At 43.6% G+C, this 21,614-nt stretch carries 19 protein-coding genes; 9 read left to right on the top strand and 10 right to left on the bottom strand.

Going from position 1 to position 21,614, the window contains the following annotated elements; all coding sequences use genetic code 11:
• Position 1: 1 nt before the first annotated feature.
• From B2400_RS07790 to B2400_RS07770, 5 genes are all read right to left on the bottom strand, one after another.
• Positions 2–325, bottom strand: coding sequence for a DUF4133 domain-containing protein (locus B2400_RS07790; protein ID WP_293932359.1), 324 nt, complete (start codon positions 323–325; stop codon positions 2–4).
• A 13-nt stretch (positions 326–338) separates the two neighbouring features.
• Complete coding sequence (locus B2400_RS07785) at positions 339–614, bottom strand: DUF4134 domain-containing protein (RefSeq protein ID WP_286651439.1); 276 nt, start codon at positions 612–614, stop codon at positions 339–341.
• Positions 615–785: 171 nt separating this feature from the next.
• Positions 786–1,166: a hypothetical protein gene (locus tag B2400_RS07780; protein WP_293932357.1), complete on the bottom strand. Its 381-nt coding sequence runs from the start codon at positions 1,164–1,166 to the stop codon at positions 786–788.
• A 730-nt stretch (positions 1,167–1,896) separates the two neighbouring features.
• On the bottom strand, positions 1,897–3,573 hold the full coding sequence (locus tag B2400_RS07775; RefSeq protein WP_293932355.1) for a RagB/SusD family nutrient uptake outer membrane protein: 1,677 nt from the start codon (positions 3,571–3,573) through the stop codon (positions 1,897–1,899).
• 8 nt (positions 3,574–3,581) lie between these two features.
• Positions 3,582–6,680 carry a SusC/RagA family TonB-linked outer membrane protein gene (locus B2400_RS07770; protein ID WP_293932353.1) on the bottom strand — a complete coding sequence of 1,033 codons (3,099 nt, stop codon included), beginning with the start codon at positions 6,678–6,680 and terminating at the stop codon, positions 3,582–3,584.
• 434 nt (positions 6,681–7,114) lie between these two features.
• Between B2400_RS07770 and B2400_RS07765 the strand changes: the two genes are divergently transcribed.
• The 6 genes from B2400_RS07765 to B2400_RS07740 all read left to right on the top strand — a co-directional run bounded on the left by B2400_RS07765 (position 7,115) and on the right by B2400_RS07740 (position 13,668).
• The gene (locus B2400_RS07765) at positions 7,115–7,621 is read left to right on the top strand and encodes an RNA polymerase sigma factor (protein ID WP_293932351.1); all 507 of its coding nucleotides are present in this window, start codon (positions 7,115–7,117) and stop codon (positions 7,619–7,621) included.
• 696 nt (positions 7,622–8,317) lie between these two features.
• Positions 8,318–9,226 (top strand): toprim domain-containing protein, encoded by a 909-nt coding sequence (locus tag B2400_RS07760; protein ID WP_293932349.1) that lies wholly within the window; start codon positions 8,318–8,320, stop codon positions 9,224–9,226.
• A 10-nt stretch (positions 9,227–9,236) separates the two neighbouring features.
• Positions 9,237–9,587, top strand: coding sequence for a plasmid mobilization protein (locus B2400_RS07755; RefSeq protein ID WP_293932347.1), 351 nt, complete (start codon positions 9,237–9,239; stop codon positions 9,585–9,587).
• A gap of 13 nt (positions 9,588–9,600) precedes the next feature.
• Positions 9,601–10,698: a relaxase/mobilization nuclease domain-containing protein gene (locus B2400_RS07750; RefSeq protein ID WP_293932345.1), complete on the top strand. Its 1,098-nt coding sequence runs from the start codon at positions 9,601–9,603 to the stop codon at positions 10,696–10,698.
• A gap of 1 nt (position 10,699) precedes the next feature.
• Positions 10,700–12,688, top strand: coding sequence for a conjugal transfer protein MobC (gene mobC, locus B2400_RS07745; RefSeq protein WP_293932343.1), 1,989 nt, complete (start codon positions 10,700–10,702; stop codon positions 12,686–12,688).
• A gap of 776 nt (positions 12,689–13,464) precedes the next feature.
• A complete protein-coding gene (locus B2400_RS07740) occupies positions 13,465–13,668 on the top strand; it encodes a hypothetical protein (RefSeq protein WP_293932341.1) in 204 nt (67 codons plus the stop codon).
• A 172-nt stretch (positions 13,669–13,840) separates the two neighbouring features.
• Here B2400_RS07740 and B2400_RS07735 read toward each other — a convergent pair whose 3' ends face one another.
• From B2400_RS07735 to B2400_RS07720, 4 genes are all read right to left on the bottom strand, one after another.
• Positions 13,841–14,728 (bottom strand): hypothetical protein, encoded by an 888-nt coding sequence (locus B2400_RS07735; RefSeq protein WP_293932339.1) that lies wholly within the window; start codon positions 14,726–14,728, stop codon positions 13,841–13,843.
• Between the two features lie 395 nt (positions 14,729–15,123).
• Positions 15,124–15,870, bottom strand: a complete 747-nt coding sequence (locus B2400_RS07730) for a LytR/AlgR family response regulator transcription factor (protein ID WP_293932337.1) — start codon at positions 15,868–15,870, stop codon at positions 15,124–15,126.
• 18 nt (positions 15,871–15,888) lie between these two features.
• Positions 15,889–16,938 carry a hypothetical protein gene (locus B2400_RS07725; protein ID WP_293932335.1) on the bottom strand — a complete coding sequence of 350 codons (1,050 nt, stop codon included), beginning with the start codon at positions 16,936–16,938 and terminating at the stop codon, positions 15,889–15,891.
• Positions 16,939–17,009: 71 nt separating this feature from the next.
• Positions 17,010–17,957: a hypothetical protein gene (locus tag B2400_RS07720; protein WP_293932333.1), complete on the bottom strand. Its 948-nt coding sequence runs from the start codon at positions 17,955–17,957 to the stop codon at positions 17,010–17,012.
• A gap of 413 nt (positions 17,958–18,370) precedes the next feature.
• On the opposite strand from B2400_RS07720, the gene B2400_RS07715 reads away from it, so the two are divergent.
• From B2400_RS07715 to B2400_RS07705, 3 genes are all read left to right on the top strand, one after another.
• Positions 18,371–19,075: a Crp/Fnr family transcriptional regulator gene (locus tag B2400_RS07715; protein WP_293932331.1), complete on the top strand. Its 705-nt coding sequence runs from the start codon at positions 18,371–18,373 to the stop codon at positions 19,073–19,075.
• Between the two features lie 168 nt (positions 19,076–19,243).
• Positions 19,244–19,675, top strand: a complete 432-nt coding sequence (locus B2400_RS07710) for a MauE/DoxX family redox-associated membrane protein (RefSeq protein WP_293932329.1) — start codon at positions 19,244–19,246, stop codon at positions 19,673–19,675.
• Positions 19,676–19,804: 129 nt separating this feature from the next.
• Positions 19,805–20,077 carry a hypothetical protein gene (locus tag B2400_RS07705; protein WP_293932327.1) on the top strand — a complete coding sequence of 91 codons (273 nt, stop codon included), beginning with the start codon at positions 19,805–19,807 and terminating at the stop codon, positions 20,075–20,077.
• Positions 20,078–20,118: 41 nt separating this feature from the next.
• Here the strand turns inward: B2400_RS07705 and B2400_RS07700 are convergent, their stop codons facing one another.
• Positions 20,119–21,588: a TlpA family protein disulfide reductase gene (locus B2400_RS07700; protein WP_293932325.1), complete on the bottom strand. Its 1,470-nt coding sequence runs from the start codon at positions 21,586–21,588 to the stop codon at positions 20,119–20,121.
• Positions 21,589–21,614 lie beyond the last annotated feature (26 nt).

Below are 21,614 nucleotides of genomic sequence, written 5' to 3'. Positions count from 1 at the left end.
TTTATGATTTGTTAGGTCGGATAAATACACGGCGCGTGTCGATGTGGAGGCTATTGGGCATGCGACTTCTCGCCAGCTTTTTCAATAGACCAAATTGACCATATCGGTTGCTTAAAAGGTGAATGTATCGTACCCAGAAAAGCCCCGCGATGAGCACGCCAGGCACACTCAGGTAGGAGGGCATGCCAAAAAAGTGCATGATCGCAAACAGCAGGAGCAATGCTACCAGACCGATAGCTAGATAAGTGATGTATTGGGCCTTAAATCCCTTGAACATAATGGGTTGGTTAACCCCTTTATTGATGGAATAAATTGAGTTTGCCATAGCTCTGCCTGAGTTAAACGCCAAAGAATGATTTGATAACCGTTGCCACGACAACCAGAAAAACGCAGCTTCCGAACCATGCTGCCGCCACCTTACCAGTATCCGGGTCGCCGTTGTTCCATTTCTGAAAAACCTTAACGGCCCCGATAAGACCAAGTATAGCCCCTACAGCATACATCAACTTGGTACCTTCCTCGAAATAACTACGCACCTGCTCATTGGCGGCATTGATTCCGGCGATACCATCTTGAGCATGGCCATGTAATGTCCAGATAAAAAGCAGGAGCATGCAGCTCACGCGATGTGCTGTGGGTATGAACCACACCGGTAGTTTCCCCATCCAATCTTTTTTAGTTGTTTTCATAAAAAAATAGTTTTCGAGTTTAATAGAAAGGCCCGTCACCTCACATTCCTTAGGTGATACGCTGGGCGTGGGGAGCGGGTGAGGAGCCTTTGTGGATTATTTAGCTAATAGCGCGTCCCATGCCAGGTCAGGGACGAAATCAATTTCCGCCTGCTTCAATTCTTTTTTTACCAGTGCTATAAAGCCCTGCGATCCGAGCATGCTTAATAGTTCAGGATATTGAATTAATAGGCCGGCAAGTACCGACATGATGCCTTCCCGGTCGATCGTTTCACCTTGATAGGGTTCGAGGTAAAATCGGAGCTGGCTAACAAACTCGTCGTGGAGTGTCGCCTGCTCCGCGTTCTGGTCCCCTGTCGCATCCTGCAGGGGAGATGGATTAAGATCTATGTCTTCATCTTTCAAGCTCCCGTTTCTGAGGAGCTTTTTGAAATCCCCATTACTGAATAACATAAAAATAATTAGGTAGTACAACAAAACAACAAGCAGTAAAGCCGTCAAAAATTGTAACCACGTGATTTCTTGAAACATAAAAGCCTCCTTTTTTAATTTTGGGTCAAAAATTGCTGAACATGATGTGGCAACATCACCGATGTTTAACCTTTGCCATAGCAAAGCAAAACCATATTGCTAGGAAGCGCAAGCACAAATTTATTCTGTACCCTAAGTTGTACCTTTTCAAGCAATGTGCTGTGGGCAACCTGCTGGAGAGGGATAAAGGCTGTTAATCTCTTCCACTCGAATTTTCTTCTAGGGTTGACTCGAACCGTATTCAGAGGGTATATCGGAAGTGACTGCTGAGTCCCCTATCTTTCATCAGAGATGATAGATCAAATGACCTAGGGCGATGCGGGCTGAAAAGATGTGGTGGGATTCTACAGGTAGAATATACATCTGTTTGGGAAGAAGCAGATTGTCGAGATTCTCCGCTGAAAAGCTCGAGTGGAAGGTTGTCGGTCGATACTTTTAGTCAATGGAGCGCCTAAATTAACGTTGGCAATATCCCAAAAAAATAATGCGCCGATCTCGATAAGCTGAAATAAAAAAATAGCCAGCCCAAAAAGGGGCTGGCTATTGAAAGAAGTTAATTGAGTTCACACTGGGCAGCGATAAATAAATATCCCATAAATGCGTAGAGCTGTTTATAATTTATCACGCCAAACAATGTTGAACAGCTACGAGTATCCCTCATTTGAACTCAGAGTGCTTACCAACCTGGATTCTGACCTAAGTTCGGGTTTCTATCGATTTGAGTCTGCGGCACGGGCCATAGGTAGTTTTTAGGGCTTTCGAAAGCTCTGTTCCACTGTACTACCAAATATCCTTCTGCATTCTTTCTATACGCGGAGCTTGCTAGCTGCCCAAACCAAGATGCTTTTACGCCTTCAATATCTTTACCCAATCGATCACCTTCTTTCCATCGGCGAACATCAAAATAGCGCTGTCCTTCCAGAACAAGCTCGACGCGACGTTCACGGCGGATTTCCGTACGTATATCCATGCCGTTCTGCGCTAAAAAATTCAGGTTCATATGTTTCATCCCCACGCGATCCCTTAGCAGATTGATCGACATATCCAAGTCGGCTTGCGTTAATTTACCTTGTTCCATTCGTGCTTCTGCATAAGTCAATAATACTTCTGCGTAGCGGATATGATGGATATCGTTATCATCTCGGTTGTAGTTGGGCACAGCAGACAGCTCTACATATTTCTTATAATAATAGCCAGTTGTAGTTACCGATCCGCGTCCGTCCTGGGTAAATTTGGGTACCATAAAAATACTTGGATCTGGATTCTGCGCTACGGGGCGACCGTCATATCGTCCTCCCCATTGATCTCCGGGCACCAAGATGGTCTGGGTCATTCGGGGATCGCGATTTTTAAATACATCTTGGTAGGTCGCATCGCTGTAAAGCGGTGATTTCTCAATCGGCAGCCCATCGATACACAGGTAGGAATCTACCAGTGATTTAGTCGGCACGAAACGCGCAAATTGGTCGGGTACTTGAATCTCTCGACTTAAATTGTGCATGATCACGTCCATTTTGTGGAGTCTTGCGAACAAGGTCTCTTGATTTTTTCCAGATGCCAATTTCCCATTTCTAGTGAATAGGTCGTGATAAGACGTTTTGGGATCGCCCGTCGTATAGAGCTTGTACACCCCCATATCCATTACCTGTTTTGCTGCTTTCTCGGCTACCTCATATCGCTGATAAGCTAGTGCAATTCTGGCTTTCAACGCAAGCGCTGTTCCTCTGCTAATGCGGCCAAGGTCTTTTCCTGTCGGAATCTTTTCGGGAAGAACCGCTGCTGCCTCATCAAGTTCTTTAATCAAAAAATCCACGACTTCCTCCTGCTTTTTGCGCCCTTCATAAAGCTGAGGGTCATCGGGTTCTAAGGGCAATAAGATAAGCGGGATATCGCCATAGAAGGATGTTAAGAAGCTATAACCTAGAGCACGAATGACTCGAACCTCTGCTGCCAGACGTTCGTTAGCTCCAGGTACGGTCTCTTGAGCTCGCTTATAGTTTTCCAAAAACACGTTACATTCTCTAATGTCTCGATACATGTTGCGCCACTCGTTATCCACTGTAGGCTGGGTCACCGGAAATACGCCAGAACCGATATCCTTATACTCGGTGGTAGTAGGCCACATGGTGTTCTCCCCCATATTCTCCATATCGATGATGTTCTTGGCTTTGACACGCGAATAAATTCCCGTTACGGCCATTTCCAATTGTTCCTGCGTCTTCCAATAGGTTTCATCGACAATTTCGTCTTGAGGGACGCGGTCTAGGAAATCACTACAACTATTTAGGGCCACCAAGGGAACAAAGATCCATACATGTTTTAAACGAGTGATATTTTTAATGATATTTTTCATGGCTGTTACTATTTAAGATTAAGATTGACACCTACGACATATGTTTTCACCTGCGGGTAAAAGTTACCCGTATTTCCTGATGGAATTTCCGGATCGTAGCCATAAAAGAAGTCTGTTTTGGTAAATAAGTTGTCTGCCGAAACAAATACCCTCATCTTTGAAACTCTCACTTTCTCCATCCATTGGGTCGGGAAACTGTAACCGATCTGAATATTTTTTAATCGTAGATACGAGGCATCTTCTATCCATTTGGATGATAGGCGCGTATTATGGGTTCGCATATAAACCAGCCGTGGATAGGAAGCATCTAAATTGTCGGGCGTCCATCGATCGAGGTGTACCTCTTGAGGCATCGCACTGTTGTTGATGAATGGATGGCGTGCTGAACCGCCTAAATAACCGTCGGCTTTACCTACACCTTGTAGGAAAAAGCTCAAATCAATGCCCTTGTAGGCCAGATCGCCCCTGAATCCGTAGGTGTAACGTGGAATGTCGCTCCCCAATATAACGCGGTCGTCTTTAGCGGTAATTTCTTTTGCCTCAGGATTCTGAGGAACATAAATCAAGTCACCAGGGGCAACCAGATCTCCTTTTTGAAATGGAAAGTTGGGAACTAACTTACCCCCTACCAACGTAAAGTCGCTCTGCTGTGCTATCCTATCCGCCTGAAATCCATAGAATGCATCCAACGGATAGCCTTCTAATCGAACTTTATCCCCTAAATTGGTCGCATAATTCTCCAACTTGGTAATCTTATTCTTCACATCCGAGAGGTTAAAGTTTGCAGAATAGCTAAGTTCGCCTACCTTGTCCTTCCATCCTACTACAACTTCCCAGCCCTTATTCTGTACTTGTCCAGAATTCTGCGCGGGGTATCCCGTGCCTACGCCAATTACATCGGGCAATGGAGGATTTAAGATAATCGACTTGGTATTGTTCACGAAGTACTCGCCCGTTACGCTCAATCGGGAATTCAAGAATGCAAGGTCTAGGCCCACATTCGATTTTTCTGAGGATTCCCACGTGATGTAACGATTCGGGATAAATGTCTGCCGAAATCCCACTTGTCCTTCATCGCCTATCGGATTGTTACTGGTGATCTGTACCGAGGAAAGGGTTGCCATGTACGGGAAGTCGCGGCCCACTTTATCATTACCTTGCGTACCGTAAGAAAGTCGCAGTTTGGCGAAATTCCAGAAGCTCTTCATATCCTGAAAGAAAGATTCTTCGGAAAGCACCCACCCCGCCGAGAAGGATCCGAACCAGTTCCAACGCACATCCGGGTGAAAGCGCGATGATCCGTCGTAACGAAAGTTACCTTCCAAGAGGTACCTGCTTTGATAGTCGTAATTTAGGCGACCAAAGAACGACATGAGTGCATTCTGGTTACTGGAACTGTTATTTAGCTGATTCTCCGTTCCTACTGCAAGGGATTCCAAATCCTGAACAGGCAGGTTTTGGCGCGACGCCCAAAAATCGGCGCCAACCGTTTCTTCTAGCGAGTAACCCAGCAGGGCGGTGAAGTTATGTTTCTCTAAGATACTTTTTCGATAGGTCGCCGTCCCCACAAAGGTTTGGTAGGTCTGCGAATAATGATCCATGCGGATGTTATTTGGATAATTTGACCGATAGATCAATTTATCATCATCCGGACTATAGTAATTGATCGTCTTGAGTAGTTTATTACGCTTTGAGTTATATTTTACCAAACCGTATTGTCCGCGAAGATCAAGTCCGGCCATCAGGTTTACAGTAGCCGAAATGTTCGCTGTTATTTCCTGTGAGGTGAAACGATCGGTTCCACCATCTGTTGCGATCGCCACTGGGTTACTTTGGCCGCCGTGATATCCCCAACTACCATTTGAAAAACGCACTGGCACTAGCGGTCGTATGGAGGTTGCCATGGATAACGGATCATTTCCTGAGGCCGATCCATTATATCCGCGATCAACGTAGCCTAAATTTCCGTCGAGCTGCACGCGATCGAGAATTTCGGTGCTTAACCGTATTCTAGCATTGTGCCTGCCCGCTTTGAAATTATCACCGATGACCAGTCCACCCTCTCCCAGGTATCCATAGGAAGCGTAATAGCTGGTTTTATCCTTTCCTCCTTGGAGGCTCAGGTTATAGTTTTGCTGAGGGGCTGATTTTTTATATACTTCCTGTATCCAATCGGTATTGGCGAAATAGTTTAGGTCAGAACCATTTCGGGCAATCTCGATCTGATCTTGGGAGTAGGTAGGCCCTTGCCCAGCATTTTCGTTGGCTTCGTTTTGAAGAATCATATAGTCCACGGATCCGAGGAACTTAGGCAAAGCTGTGGGGGTTTGCCATCCGTAATAGCTATTGAAGTTCAAGCTCGGTGTTCCCGATTTGCCTTTTTTGGTCGTAACTAAAATGACGCCATTGGCTCCGCGCACACCATAAATTGACGAGGAAGCAGCATCCTTGAGCACTGATATATTTTCGATATCCTCGGGATTTAGAATATTCATGTTACCTCCGGGTATACCATCGATAACGATCAGTGGGTTAGCATCGCCCCAAGTTCCAATACCGCGAATGCGGATTTGTGGCGCAGAATTCCCTGGTCCAGTGTTGTTGTTCTTAATGGTCAATCCTGGTAATTGTCCCTGTAGCCCTTGCCCTACGTTGGCAATAGGCCTGCTTTCTAACTCATCGCCAGACAGGGTAGCTACTGCACCGGTCAAGTTCACTTTTTTTTGCGTTCCGTACCCTACTACAACCACCTCTTCCAACGCTTCATCACGAGGATCAAGTGAAATTTCCATGTTATAGGAATCCACCGTAAGTGTTCTGGATTCAAAGCCGACAATGGTCACTCGGAGCTGCTGACCCACCTGTCCTTCGATTTGGAAGCGACCTTGTTCGTCGGTTTGTACAGAGCTTCCGGTGGATAAATTACTTACCGATGCATTGGGAACTGATTCGCCGGAAACGCTTCTCACGGATCCTTGTATCGTTCGTTGTAAGGAGGCATGGTGCAAATTTCCCAGGTCTTTGCTGAGGAAGGGTGGTTTTGCATCTGCCCGTGAATGAAGTGCTAAGCCCATCGCTGCCCATAGCAATAAATGTCTTTTTTTCATAGGTGAGTTTTGTATTTCCTTTGGCAGGAAATGGTTATAGATTAATTAGCTAGGCTGTCCTAACGCGCACAAAACTAAGAAAAAAAAAGATGCATTGTAAAGTCATCGTGGATAAAGGTTAGGTTAAGAAATCATTAAGAATCGGTTTATGCAACGCGCAGGACCGAACAAAATGTTCAAGCTCAAAAGCTAGCGTGCCATATCTGGCCGATAATTTATATACAGCTATTTTCAACGATTCAAGAATTTTGATGCAATACAGCGACATAAATCGTCATTTTGGCATAACGCTTGCTGTTTCATTAGCATTACAACCGTTAACATTCAACAGGCTAGCGCGTGGCGCGAGGCTTTCTCGCTAGCTTAGTTATCTAAACCGTCTTTGGAAAGAGACATAATCAACAATTCGTAGGGATAAACTTAACTTTTAAAACATGAGCAATGATTTTTTTAAGAAGGAAGTGCTGGCTCATTCGGCAGCGCTTATGCAATATGCGACTAAGTTTACAGGAAATGATGAGGACGCCCAAGATTTGGTCCAAAGTACGTTATTAAAAGTTGTGCGAAACCATACAAAATTTGTCGAGGGCACCAATGTCCTTGGATGGATTTACACGATAATGAGAAATACGTTCATTAATGAATGTCGTAAATCTACCTTAGCGCAGAATTATCGAACTTATCAACAGTCTCAAGAAAGCAAGGTTTTAACCTCTGTATCGAACCACGGGGAAAGGACTTTTATAAAGGGCGAAATTCAAGAGGCGCTTCAAAGCTTACCTGAGAAATATTATCAAGCATTTATAATGCATTTCGAGGGTTATAAATATCATGAGATAGCGGCACATCTAGATATTCCTGAAGGCACGGTAAAAACTAGGATTCATACTGCTCGGAAAATCCTTCAGCAAAAACTCAAAGAATATCAGTGGAATGTTTGAAAACTTGCCTGATTATCTTTTCATCATCCACCCAGAAATCCCACCCACCCCTAGGTTTTTAAAAGCAATTAGCCCTATAACACTCAATCGGGCTGTTTTAAATCGGAGGGGGAGGGTATGAATAACAAGTTGAAAAATTATTCGAGATCGTCGTACACAAAAAAGAAAGCGATCTTCTATCCATTTGGATTATATTGATGTCAAATAATTAGATCTCCTTATTCGAAGGAAGTTAGCGTAATGAGCCAGCCTCCCCCTAGGTTGGCTACTTTTTTGCATTATTTTTTTATTCGCTCATCCTCGTCTGTTTGGTTATCCCTGTTCCTTTGTATTTGGAAAAAAATCGTAGGAGAACATCTAGAATAATCTTTGTAAGACCCGGTTCGGTATCTATCTGAGCAACAGGCTCCTCGCTTTTTTATCTCACGCAGTCTAATAAAAACAATATCGAAAATATCTACCAGCTGAACGCTCCGATGCAATGAGTTTCCGCTAGGGAGTCCGGCGAGTTTGTCGGCGTTAAAGCTTCCGCTCAACAGGCAGTGAAAAAGATAACGTTCCTGGAATCATTATGGGATGCCCTATCCTATTTTTGCAATGGGCACCCCTATCGTTTTTTTGTGATGTATTCCTTTGTTGACCATCACTTACTAATTTAGTTTTATTCAGAGTCGTTCAGAAATTAGAAGAATAGGTATGACGTTTCAAAAACTAACGCCCGACTTGAACGAGATCAAGGGAATTGACATGGTGAGTTATCTCTCAAGTCTAGGCCACGAGCCTACACGGGTTCGTGGGGATAATTTTTGGTATCTTTCTCCTCTGCGCCTTGAAAAGGAAGCTTCTTTCAAGATCAATCGACGGTTGAACAGGTGGTATGACTATGGAATGGGTCAGGGAGGAAATATAATTGATTTCGCTATGCGATACAATCAATTCACTATTGCAGAGTTTTTGGACTCTATTAACCACGCCTCGACGCTCAAGCAAAAAAGGCAGCGAGCAGAGGACCCCGAATGGAATACCAGAAGCGGACTGAGGATTGTAGAGAACCGCTCCTTGCGCCATGATGCATTGCTTAACTACCTTCAAGAAAGGCGCATTTCGATCAGCATCGCCGACCGCTATCTTCGCGAGCTACATTTTGAAATCGACAATAAGACATATTTCGGTTTGGGCTTTCCTAACCGTTCTGGTGGATACGAAATTCGCAACAGTTTCATGAAGATTAGCAGCTCCCCTAAAGATATTTCTAGTTATATCCAAGATCATCCAAAGGTGGCAGCCTTTGAAGGCTTTATGGATTTTCTCACTTTTCGAACCTTACATCGAGATTTAGATGAGAACAGAATGGATTTCGTTATTCTCAACTCTGCATCGTTCTTCGATCGCGCCAAACCTGTGCTGGAGCAGCACCAAAACATCTCTCTTTATTTCGACCAGGATCAGACAGGTAAAAATCTGACACAGATGGCACTTGCATCTGATCAAAGGTACACGGATGAGAGCAATCTATACAAAGAGCATAAAGATCTGAATGAATGGGCCTGTTCGATCGGGCGCCCGAAGAAAGTAGCATTCGGATCATTGAAGATAAAATCCTAAGCACCCATTTATGAAAAAAGCAAGAAAGAAGGTCGTGCGTTCCTTAAGCATTCGTATTCGCCTGACGCCACAAGAATATAGCTTGCTGATTGAAAGACAGCAAGGCAGCACGTGTCAATCGCTATCTCATTATGTTCGGCAAATGATCTTCCGACGGAGAATCATAAAAACTACTCGAAATCTATCAGAGGATGCCATGATGGACGCTCTTTCAAGGATTCAACGCGAACTAGAGAGGATTGGCCTTTATAACCCAAGTCTACGCTCCATTGATGAGGCAAAAATCAACCTATTAATCAAATTAATAGACGAATTAAACCAACAAATTAAACACCAATGGAGCTATGTTCGCACGAATTGAAGAAGTAACCCAAATGAGTTCAATATTGCACTATAACGAGCAAAAGGTTCTATCTGCGAAAGCGAGCTTGATCGACTGCTGTAACTTCCCATTACCTTTACAGCAGATCACAAGCTCGTTCTATCAGTCTTACCTCAAACATAGAAACAACTTGAATTTGAGGTCTCAGGTAAAGAGCCTTCATATCATGCTTTCATTTTCACCTGACCAGACCAATCTTTCACTAGAACAATTGCGGGGGCTCTCGCGGGAATACATGGCCTTAATAGGCTTTAGGGACCAGCCCCATCTAACCTATCAGCACATGGACACTACAGTTGCCCACCTACATATCGTGACCACAGCTATAGACTCTAATGGAAATCGTATAAACACCAGCAACCTGTGGAAACGTTTATCACTTCCTGCTGTGGAAATTTTAGTAGAAAAACATAACCTGCACCGAACGCCGAAACATCTTGATTTGACCCAACTGGATAAAAAGCGTCCCACTCGATTGCAGTACGGAACATCGGCGACCAAACACCGTATGGAGCACATCATCCGGTTTGTTCAAAAACGGTATTGCCTCACACATCTAGCGGAGTGGAATGCTGTTTTGGCCTCCTATGGGATTAGAGCCGTAACCTTGGCAAAAAGATCTACGGTAGCACATCCCGGCTTGCTATACTTCAGTATCGATTCTCAAAACAAAAATATAGGCACGGGTATCCTCGCAAGCCAACTGAAGACCAAACCCACTTATAGGAATTTAGAACGTCTCTTTAAGATGAATTCTTTCCGAATTTCAGCAAGGAGCAGGGAAACGCGAATCCAGCTCAGCTTGCTTCTTTCCAATCGCCAGATTTCTGATGATCTGCTAAGCTCTGAACTATCCAAGCGGGGTATTGGCATCTATCACGCTCCTGTTCAAGATGGAGAAAGCAAGGTTATGCTAGTGGATCATGTCCACCATTGTGTGCTGAGCTCTTTGAGTCAAGGGCTGGCAAAAGAAGCTTATCAACAAATTGCTAGTGCGTCAAAACGTCTACAGGGCCCCGATGACCCTTGCGACCGGAACATTACAGAGCTCAAAACTACTACAGAGAAAGCTTACAGGAAAAGTTTTTAGCATGAATACGGGAGAAAATATAGAGGCGCTGCGAAAAATAAGCGACATGTGCAGAGTTTTGGCGTTCTGCCTTTTGATCCTGCATATACTTTTGGTGGTGGAAGGCAGCTTTGCTATATCTCTTCTCGACTCGCTATGGGTAAAACGTCTGAAGAATATCTTGCTACAGACTGCCCTATTCAGAACTTATCATTTTGCGAAAATACTGGCTCTTGCGTTTTTGCTGTTATCTTTGATAGGCACCAAAGGGAAAAAAGAGAAAAAATTCAAAGTCGGCCCCGCACTCCTCTGTATCGTAAGTGGGTTCATCCTCTACCTTTTGAACTCGGTCGTTTGGTTTACTCCCTTAACGCATCAGATGCAGTCCCTGTTTTATACTTTCACTTCGATTGCTGGATTTCTGCTACTCATCAGAGGATTTACGCAGATCACTAGAGTGATTCGACAGCGCTTGTTAGCTAAAGACATCTTTAATCGCGACAATCAAACTTTTCCACAACAAGAAGAGCTTATCGAGAATGAATACTCTATCAATTTGCCCTGTCGCTACCGTTTAAAGAACCAAGTCCGCCGGAGCTGGATCAACATTATTAATCCTTTCAGGGCGCTCTTAGTGTTAGGTAACCCAGGTGCGGGCAAGTCCTACTTCGTTATCCGCCATGTCATCTCCCAACATATAAAAAAGGGGTTTGCCATGTTCGTGTATGATTTCAAATACGATGACCTGACGCAGATCGCGTACCATCACTGGAAGCTCTCCCAACAAAGCAAATCTGTTAAAAGTCGTTTTTTCTGCATCAACTTTGATGATCTGCGACGCTCACATCGGTGCAACCCTTTGGAACCGTCTGCGATGACCGATATTTCAGACGCCGCAGAATCGGCGAGAACCATCTTGTTGGGATTGAACCGAGATTGGATAAAGCGTCAAGGAGATTTCTTTATCGAATCATCGATTAACCTTTTAACCGCTGTTATATGGTATTTACGTCGATACCAGGACGGTGAATTTTGCACCTTGCCTCACGTCATAGAACTTATGCAATTGGACTACGACAGGCTTTTCTCTCTCCTGCGCACCAATAAAGAAATTGAAGTGTTGATCAATCCATTCGTGAATGCTTACATTAACAATGTAATGGAACAGCTGGAGGGACAAGTCGCATCTGCAAAGATTGCGCTTGCCAGACTTTCCTCGCCCCAACTCTACTTCGTGCTGTCGGGCAATGACTTTAACTTGGATATCAATAACCCAATGGATCCTAAGATCGTGTGTATGGGCAACAATCCTCAGAAGATTCAAATCTATGGCGCAGTGCTATCGTTATACGTCAATCGTCTTATCAAGCAGGTCAATCGAAAGGGTATGCAGAAGTGCAGCTTGATTTTCGATGAATTTCCGACAATCTACCTGAATAATATCGACAGTTTGATTGCTACAGCGCGAAGCAATCGAGTAGCCACTTGTCTAGGCGTTCAAGACATTAGCCAGCTGCGAAAAGACTATGGCCGCGACCTGGCCGACGTCATCATGAACATCGTGGGAAACGTTATTAGTGGCCAGGTTTCAGGTGAGACTGCTCGTCAGTTATCCGAAAGAGTAGGGAAGATTATGCAGGATAGGGAGAGCGTATCGATTAATGATTCGGGAACATCTATCAGTCATTCTCAACAGCTCGACCTGGCCGTTCCGGCATCTACAATATCATCTCTTTCCTCAGGAGAATTTGTAGGTGTGGTCGCCGACGAGCCGCAAACGCCCATAGAATTGAAAAGCTTCCATGCGCAAATTCTTAATAACCACAGTGCCTTGAAAGCTGAAGAGTCAGCATATGAGCCAATTCAATTGATCAACCCTATCGATGATTCTTTCGTAAAAGAAAACTATTTACAGATAAAAAAGGACGTTTCTGAAATAGCATTCTCTGAAATCGAACGATTACTCTCCGACCCCGAATTGCAGCACTTGGTTCTTAGTAAGACGAAATGATTATCTGATGGAATAGACCGCTAGCTGGGGTACGCGCTATACGGAAGTCGAGCATTGTTGATCCCCAGTCCTTATGAAAAATCTTATCTGAATCTAAATCCATAGATTACCGATCCTCAGGGTTACAAATTACAACAGGCGATATATGTTGCGCACTAACTGCGGAAAACGTCAAAAACTGTAGCTTCGATAGCTACGGCTCATCACTCTTTTGATTGGTCTTTAGGAATCAATAAACCGTCTTCTTTTTAGGACAGTATTTATCGATTGTCGCCATATCATTATTATCTCCTTTTTCCTTGCAAAGTAATTTTTTTTCCTTTCATTTAAACTGGATAACCAAATATTAATTGTAGTCAAGAAATACGTCGATTGCAAATTTTGCACTGAAGTTGCAAGAATATTTCAAAACAACTAATAAACATTCACCATAACAACTAATATCATGAAAAGCATAGAAGAAAAAGCAGCAAATTTAGGGTTAGAGAGAGGTTACTATTTACTCCTTATGGCCATTTTGGAAATGGATGAAGATAAACAAGGTAAAGATGCGGCGTAGCGCGCAGATCTACGCTCGTCTAACTATCCCATGGGTTCTATTTATTGCCAACATAACAAGCAACATGTAGAGCCCTTTGTTATTTTATTGTGACTGCGAAAAAAAAAAAGAAAGGTGAATTAGTTAAAATTTTTTGCGTTCTGCCGAATGTCAACCGAAAATTTAACTTGAATCACACCAATTGTTCGAAAGTTGGTTTACCCATATAAAAAAACTTATGAAAAAGACATTGACATTCAAGCGTTATGTTACCCTCGAACAAGCTAGTGATATCCAGTTAACCGCCAACTTTATATTAGAAATCGAAGACATTTTACGTAAGATTGAGGAAGTCAAGGAATTTACATACAAAGGCTATTCTGATGAAAATTTTAAAAACCAGATTTTGCTACGAATAAAGTTCGAGGTTGATTGGCGCTAAACCAACCTGTCAGCGATTGTGCAGGAAAACGACTTGGATCTTTATAAATAAAGTCTAACAATAGTTTATGCTGTATTGAAGGCTTGTACTGATTCCACGAATTCTACTGCGATAGGCCTAGTGCTGGCTGGTAAACGCTGGAGGTTCGCAAATCGACCCACAAGCGGTCGCATCAATAGTCTTTTATTTTCTCAATCATTTGATGTAATTTATCGATCACAAAGCTCTTATCTCTATGCTCTGGATGGTACGATTTTACTCTAATAGAAGAGGGGGAGAGCGTCGACCTATTGTCGGTTGCAATATATGGAATCATCGTTTTGAATACCATATTTAACGAACGCGATTCGATCATTCTCACCTCATCAGCGGCACGCAAAACGATCGCAATCTGGTCGCCCGAAAGCCCGCAGCGAATTTTCTGCATAGGTAGGGATACCTGTTGGGCAAGCGGCGCTTTTATGGATGGATGCGGCACTCCGTGACCAGCGAGCGCCGTGGTCGAGCGCAGAAAAGCGATTTCCGCTTCAAACCATTTCTCGATGAACTGATCGAGCGACCAATAGCCCGGATTTAAGCAAATACGCGGTTTACGGTGGAGCTGTCTAAACGAGCGCAATCGATCCATCAAATAGAGCAGCTTATCTTCAGATTTCTCCAATAGCGAGAGCTGGCTTTCCATCTTGGCGATCATCAGATCCATGACAGCTTTGGAATTGAAGTTCATATACACAAAGAATCGCTCTATTGCATCAAAAGCCTTGTGCGAGTTGTCCCAGTCCCACTCATGTATCCTGCGAACAAGTGCATTCATATAATCTAATGAAGATTTACTGAACACGAAACGCGACCTGACGCGCTCTGCGAGCCGGACGAAGTGCATGCTGAGAAGCTCGCTAAACAAGCCCGGAGGAAGAAGTGAGCTTACCGATTGAAATTCTGCCGAGATCTTAGCTACTCGTGCTTTTAAATTTGAGTCGGGGAGCGGATCAGGGAACCTGAGTAAATAGCCATAGCGTTGTTCCAAATATTTTGCTAGTCCGCCCAGTACGTCGGTCAATGTATCCAACAGGAGTGACTGGCCATTATACCAGCTCGGATCCTTGTGAATTCTTGCAATCAGAATTTCTTGGAGATGTAATGCCTCTAAATAGTGCCTGGACAGGAAACGCTGCAATTCAATTTCTCTTGAGATAGAACATACGGCTTCCTTGATGGCGATCTGAAAATTTAGCTGCTCACGGCGCGTTCGCTCGGCTATACGAGAATGCTGATCTGGAGCCATATCCTCTGAATCGGAAACAAGGCGATGAACGAGGTTATCGAAGTAATGCAAAATATATTTTCTAGATTTCATAAATTAACTTATTGGGTAGTGGTCGATCATATTTAGGCACGGCAGAGCCCGGGCCATGCTAACGTGCGGCCATAACGCCAAGTAAAGCCTAACTCAACTTAAATCTTATTTGTCTCTAAAAAATTTCTAAGGTCTTTATAAACCGATAACTTGCCAGCATGGATCGGCTCTTTTATGAGATTCAATTTTATGCTTTGGTCAACATAGGAATGGAAATACATAACGTTAAATACCGTAGATTGGGCACAATGGATGAAGAAATTTGTTGGGAGCAGGCTCAGCACGTAATCGAAACTTTCCCTGCTGACAGCCGGTATTAAGCCGTCGTTCTGGTAGATCAAAAGGTGCCTGCCCGATTTTGTAATGTAGATAATGTTCTTGAACTCCACCCGGGTGCGCATAAACTTCGTATGGCCTTTTACCTGAAAGAAATGGTCGTAATGGTCCAAAGTCTTTGGAAGCCCGAGGTCTGGAAGTTGGAGGTTGAGCTGCTCGTTAATCCGCTGCATGGATCGCTTCAATCGAAGCGGGGAGACTGGTTTCAATAGGAAATCTACCACGTTGCGCTCGTAACCAGGGTCTTCAAACTGCGCATGGGCAGAATAAAAGACTACTTTAGCGTCACTGCGAGGCATGGAAGATAAAAAGTCAAATGCGTCCATCGATCCAAGTTCTACGTCCAAAATAATCAGGTGTACTTCGTTGATGCGCAAGTACCGTAGCGCTTTCATCGGATCGGTAAAGGTACGTTCTACTTTAATATATTCAATTTCTTTCATGATTAATATCAGATGATCGATGCTCGCTTGCTGATCATCGACAATGATTGCGCTCCACTGTTTCATTTTTTTATTGTTTAGTGATCAAATGTCTGTGATTTTCAGTTCGACTTTAAAGGTCTGTTGGAATGTTCCGAAGCTGAGGCTTGCGCGATCTTTGAATACGAATTCCAATCGTTGCTTTAAGTTTGCTAGCCCTAATCCGTGGCTTGCAAACGAAGATTTATGTAAAGGAAGTGCATTTTCCATACGAACTTGGTAAGCGTTTTTTTCTACGTCAACTCGTATGCGCACCGGACTGCTCTGGCAGAACACATCGCCATGCTTGAACACGTTCATCAGCAAAGTAAGCAAGCTTGTAGGTGGGATGACTACGCCATGAATATTTCCGGAGACCCTCCAATCGATATACATGGGACGCCCCGCGAGTTGCTCTTGGATCCGCTGATACTGCTGACATACTTCGATCTCCCGTGCCAAAGATATCGTTCGGGGACTTTCCGGTAGGCAGGAGATCATGAAGAAGCGGATCAGTTCGTACATTTCAAGCAGTTGATCTTTCATGGGAAGATCATATTCGTGCAACTGATTATGCCAAGATTGGAACACATTGACCAACAGATGCGAGGGGACAGGCAGGGACAGTGCACTGTACTGAAACTCTTTTCTCAGACGCTCCTCTTTCAATCTTGCTTCCATTTCCCTGAGACTGTTTTCCCAGGCCAGTCTGCGTCTTGCATTCAGATGGGAAAGTACCGCCAAAAATGTAAAGTGGCCGATGAAAACCAAATAATTCTGCAGGAACTGACGCCATTGGAAATCTCTTCCGGCAACCAAATATTTCCCATAGACCATATTCATCCCCGACTCGGGTCGGGTCAGCAGATAGAGCAATATTCCAACACTCCCGTAGACCGTAAAAAAGCCGAGACCAGCACTCCAGTACTTCCTTTGCGAAAAATACTGCTCAAGGATCCAGGAAATAGCGTAAAATACATACATAAAGCCAGGAACAGAAAGCAGAACAGTTGCAATCGGAAGCTCGGGGTTCCCCAACAGATTAATAAGGTAGAAATAAAAAGTATAGCATATCCAGAGCCAAACATGTTCTTTTATTTTCATATGAGATTCCATATTTTAACAAAAAAGCGGGCACTCCTGATGGGTTAAAATACATTTTATGAACCATAAAAATACAAAATAATCTATTCTGTACAAATCCTTGTCATCAGTTGTCTATATGTCGTTTCGCTGATCGAAAAAACCTCATATGAATGACAGTCGAGTGCTTGATATCCTGTTCCATTGACCCACGGAATCATGTCCTCTACAACAGCTCCTCGTCTGGGGAGCCTCTGTGGCACTGCTTGCTCATGAAGGTAATACCAGGCCTCCCAAAGATATGGAGATTGCCATAGCGAGTGAGAAAAATCGATATAGAGTTTCTCTAGAATACAGCGGATATTGTTTCCTCGCAATTCTCCCGATGGTGATGATCGTATCGGCGAAAGCATCTGTGGATCATGCGACTCATCCAATAGCAGGTGGACAGGCAAGCCGAGCAAAGACGCTATACGCAGGTAACCGTAGCGAACGTTCAATCTTGCCCCCAAAAGCGGAACGGACATCAGATTCCCATGTTGAGCGGGCCATGCGCCGTAATTACCATCGGCAAAAACAAAAGGATGGAACTGTTCATGGATTTTTTGGCGTAGCTGAAAGAAGAGTCTCGGGTCTTCGGCCATTAAAAAACAGAGACGTCCGCTTGGGTGATATCTTTCAAGCGCTCTTGTATAGTAGGTAATAAATTTTGGGGCTACCTTCCGAGATATGATCAAACAAACCGAAATACCTTGCTTGATTAGGCGAAAAGGTAAAAATTGGTAAACTCCATAATGAAAACTAACCCAGAAATGTGGGATATCCATAAAGGGGGAAAGGGCGAGCGCATCCTCACCGGCACATTGTTCGATCGCATCGGGATGAGCTTTTGAACGATGATGAGCGAAGGACTCAAATTTTTCAAAAAATTGCAAACCAGCTGCTAAATCTTGGTTAGCGAAGACATTTTTAAAATTGGCAGTGACGTATGCCAATCGCCGCTTTGTTGGTGCATCCATCTGCTGGAAGCATTCAAAAAGGTGTTGATCCATTTCTTGACTTTTTATTTGCAGAACGGGACCATGTAGTCTGCGCACAAGGAGAGTTAAAACTAGCGTGTTCTGGTTAGAACACGCCAGCTGAACCTAGAAAGGAAATACAATATTGCATTTTCTATCATCTGGATCGTCCTGTCCAAATATTCGCTGCTCTGGGCGAGCCAATAACCGGTTGGAATGAACCTGGGCATTTCCCACTTCTTGCATCAACTCCATAGTCGTTTTTTGTTCTTGTAAGCAATACTCCGGTCTCGCACCGGAATTACGGCTTCTGGCCTAGAAGTCTTCTGATCGATCGAAACAAAAATGTCTTTTTGCCAGAGAACATTCAAAAAACATGTATCAACTCGCCCTATTTGCGGTGTATTTATATAAGTTTATTCGATTTGACTGCTTATTATACGCTTATGACAGACAAAACGTCGCTTTTGACCTATTTACTCGAAAATTACCTGCGCATTCATGAACTTAGCTCATCAGCAGTCTTGAAACTGAACATGACAGGCAAGCAAATCCATCATCACAATAGGGCATTTAAAAACCTGATAAACAGATGGTCACGATTCTGTGACCTGAAGCCCGAGCATATCCGATGGGCAAAACAAAATCTGCAGGCTATCCGGACGCGAAAAGGTCAGTTCCTTTTTGAAGAAGAACGGCCGAAAATGACCCTTTTCATCGTAGATCAGGGTGCCATTATCAATGTAGTAAACAATTCATTGGGTAAACCAACTATCTTGAACCTTGCTGTTCCCCAAATGGCACTCAGTACGACGGCCCATCTACATAGCAATAAGCCTATTGCTGGATCGATCCAGGTTATCCGACCAGGTCAGGTATTGTGTCTCCCTTATAAAGACCTCAAAAAATGGATCAATCAAGACCAAAATATTAATACGCTGGTTTCGATTCTTTTTAACAAACAAATTCGGTTCCTCTATCTGTTGAATCAGGTCCGAGGCCAACATACACCGTTGGAACGCTATCAGCATTTTCATAGATTACTTCCCGAGATCGCATCCTTCCTCAATCAGCACCAACAGGCACAAATGCTTGGCATATCCCGATCGACCCTTCAAAAGATTAAGCGCCGCGAGCTATTCAACCGTTAATCGTTAAAGCGGTACTGCGTGACAACATCCTACCCTCGTTCCTTGTAAACTACCTAACATGTTACCAATAAATCCGTTGCTATATTCTAACACCCCTATAATAGCCTTTTTACAGAAGCTAACAGAAGTTACGTATGTCCAGCTAATTTTGATAAAAATCATATTGCTATGAAAAACAATCCTCTTCTTCAGCTTTGCGCGATGCTTTTAGCCAGCATGTTCTTCTACGTGGCACTCGTGAAACTAATGGATTATGAGCTCGCGCAAGCGAGCATGCGCAAACAGGTATTTCCGTTGCCCATTGCTGATGTATTGAGCTGGCTGATCCCTGTATTGGAGCTTCTAACGGTTCTACTTTTGCTCTTTCGTCCTTCTCAACGCTTGGGCTTATGGAGTTCATTCGTCCTTTTGATAGCATTTACTGTATACATCGTCATTGCTATGAACGGCACCTTCGGGCATCGCCCCTGTTCCTGCGGCGGGATTCTACAGCACTTGAGCTACCCATGGCACATTGCATTTAATCTTCTTTTTCTTGGCATAAGCATAGTCGGTTTATGTTTATCACGGCAAATAAAACAAAGTGCAGTGCAACGATAACTAATGAACATCGAAGCAGGGATCGGGATCCACCCTGACATATGATATCTATATATTCCATTTTCCTTGTGGCGAGGATCCAGGATCCGCAGGGAACTAATCGAAGCCCGTGCTTCAAAAACTTAAACAATGAAAACAATTTTTAAAAATGTCAATATGCTAGCTATTGCGGGCGTATTGATTACCAGTAGCGCCTTAGCTATGAGCGGCTCTACCCTGCAGTCGCCAACGCATTACAATGCTAATAGTTCCTCTGGAGCGCCTGACTGGCAGCCCATTCCGAACGGCTATTCCGTTGACTGTACTGCTTCTGAGTCACAGCTCTGCACAGCTGTAAAGATTGGGGATAATTTTGTCCCTACCGCGGATCGCGGAATCGCAGAGCTTATTGAAATTAGATAAGCACGAGGGTCCTTTGGCAATCGCCTAGGACCCTTTTTCGATTAGTCGCCATTAGATAATGCGCTCTGAATCACTGCAATTAGATCACGCCCCTGATTTACTTGAGGTAAGGGAACATCGTTATCGTAAACTCTGCCCTTCTTGTCGAACAACAACAAATACGGATAAGAGCGGGTAGGATGAAAATCTTTCAAAAACTTACTATTTGCTGGGTTATCCTCAATTTTCAGATAATCTGTTTGGTCGCTAATATAGAAAAGACCTCTTTTCTGACCATGCTCATCACCTCTATCGATACTCTTCAGCCAACTCTCTATCTTAGCGTCGACGGATAGGCTGATGATTACAACGTCATCTCGGTGTTCAAAGGCCTTCTCTATTTTAGGCATTGCCTGCGCTACCGGAACGCAAGACGCACATCCCGTAAACCACATATCGATTACCATCACTTTACCTTTAAAATCCTCCAAGGTAACCTTTTCTCCTTTTGGATTAATAAATCTAGTTTTCAGATCAACCTTGTTTCCATATAAATGATACTGAGCTAGGTGATCCCAGATTTTATGATATTTAGCGGTGTGCAAGTAGGGCCTTGCTTCGAGATAACGTTTGTTCATACCACGCCGATTCCGAAAATAATAGCTAGTAAGGATTCTATCACGCAATTCTCCTGCTGAATATTTCGTGGTAAGAAATTCCAACGGGTGTACTGGAACTTTACGAATCACGCTGTCGTACCGCGCGTCGGCCAGACACTTGAACAACAAATATCTCGCATAGAAAAGTGACCGTATACCCAAAGATTCGTCTTGCTTTTCCTCTTCTGCTTTATAGAGAAAGTCTTCATAGACTTTCTTTCCGATATCGCCGTATTTTTCGTTGTAACCGTATCCAAACTTAAAAAGATCGAACACCTGGTAGAGAGCCCCCAAAGATGTGCTTTTATAATCTAGTTCAATCAGGCGGAGGTCCTCCGCGTCTATGCTCCCTTCAGCATCGCTTATGAGCTGCAACCCTTTAGCATAGCTTTGTTTGAATGAATTGTAATACGTTGCTGGATCGGTATTAAAGACTCTTTTTGGATAGCCAATTCCAGAAAGTTGGTAGTTAAGTTCCAGACGTTTTCTGGCATTTCCAGAAAATTTAAGCTTTTTATCTTGGTCCGCGTGGATAAAGATCGTGTCCCCGGGCTTAACGAAAAATGTAGATAACTGCACACCTTTTTCATGATAATCCCTATATTCTATTAAATCTAATGCAATATATTCCACTTCATCTCGAACGGGCACTAGAAACTCAAAATTCCTATTATCCAACTGCTGAATAGATACAGAATCTATCTCCATTGATGCACTACCTTTGGAAGTATTGCTCATTACAACTAACTTTATATTAGCGTCTGGCGGACCGAATTGCAACCTTCCCGCTATGACCGCGTAACCTTGCGCACTCACCTTGACCGCAAGAAATAAAGCTACGGCCAGTATTATCATTACTTTTAACTTGTTCATTTTCTGATCTGTTTTTATTTATTTTT

Source organism: Sphingobacterium sp. UBA6645 (assembly GCF_002455685.1).
Classification (GTDB): domain Bacteria; phylum Bacteroidota; class Bacteroidia; order Sphingobacteriales; family Sphingobacteriaceae; genus Sphingobacterium; species Sphingobacterium hotanense.
This window is presented reverse-complemented; position numbering and strand designations above follow the sequence as displayed.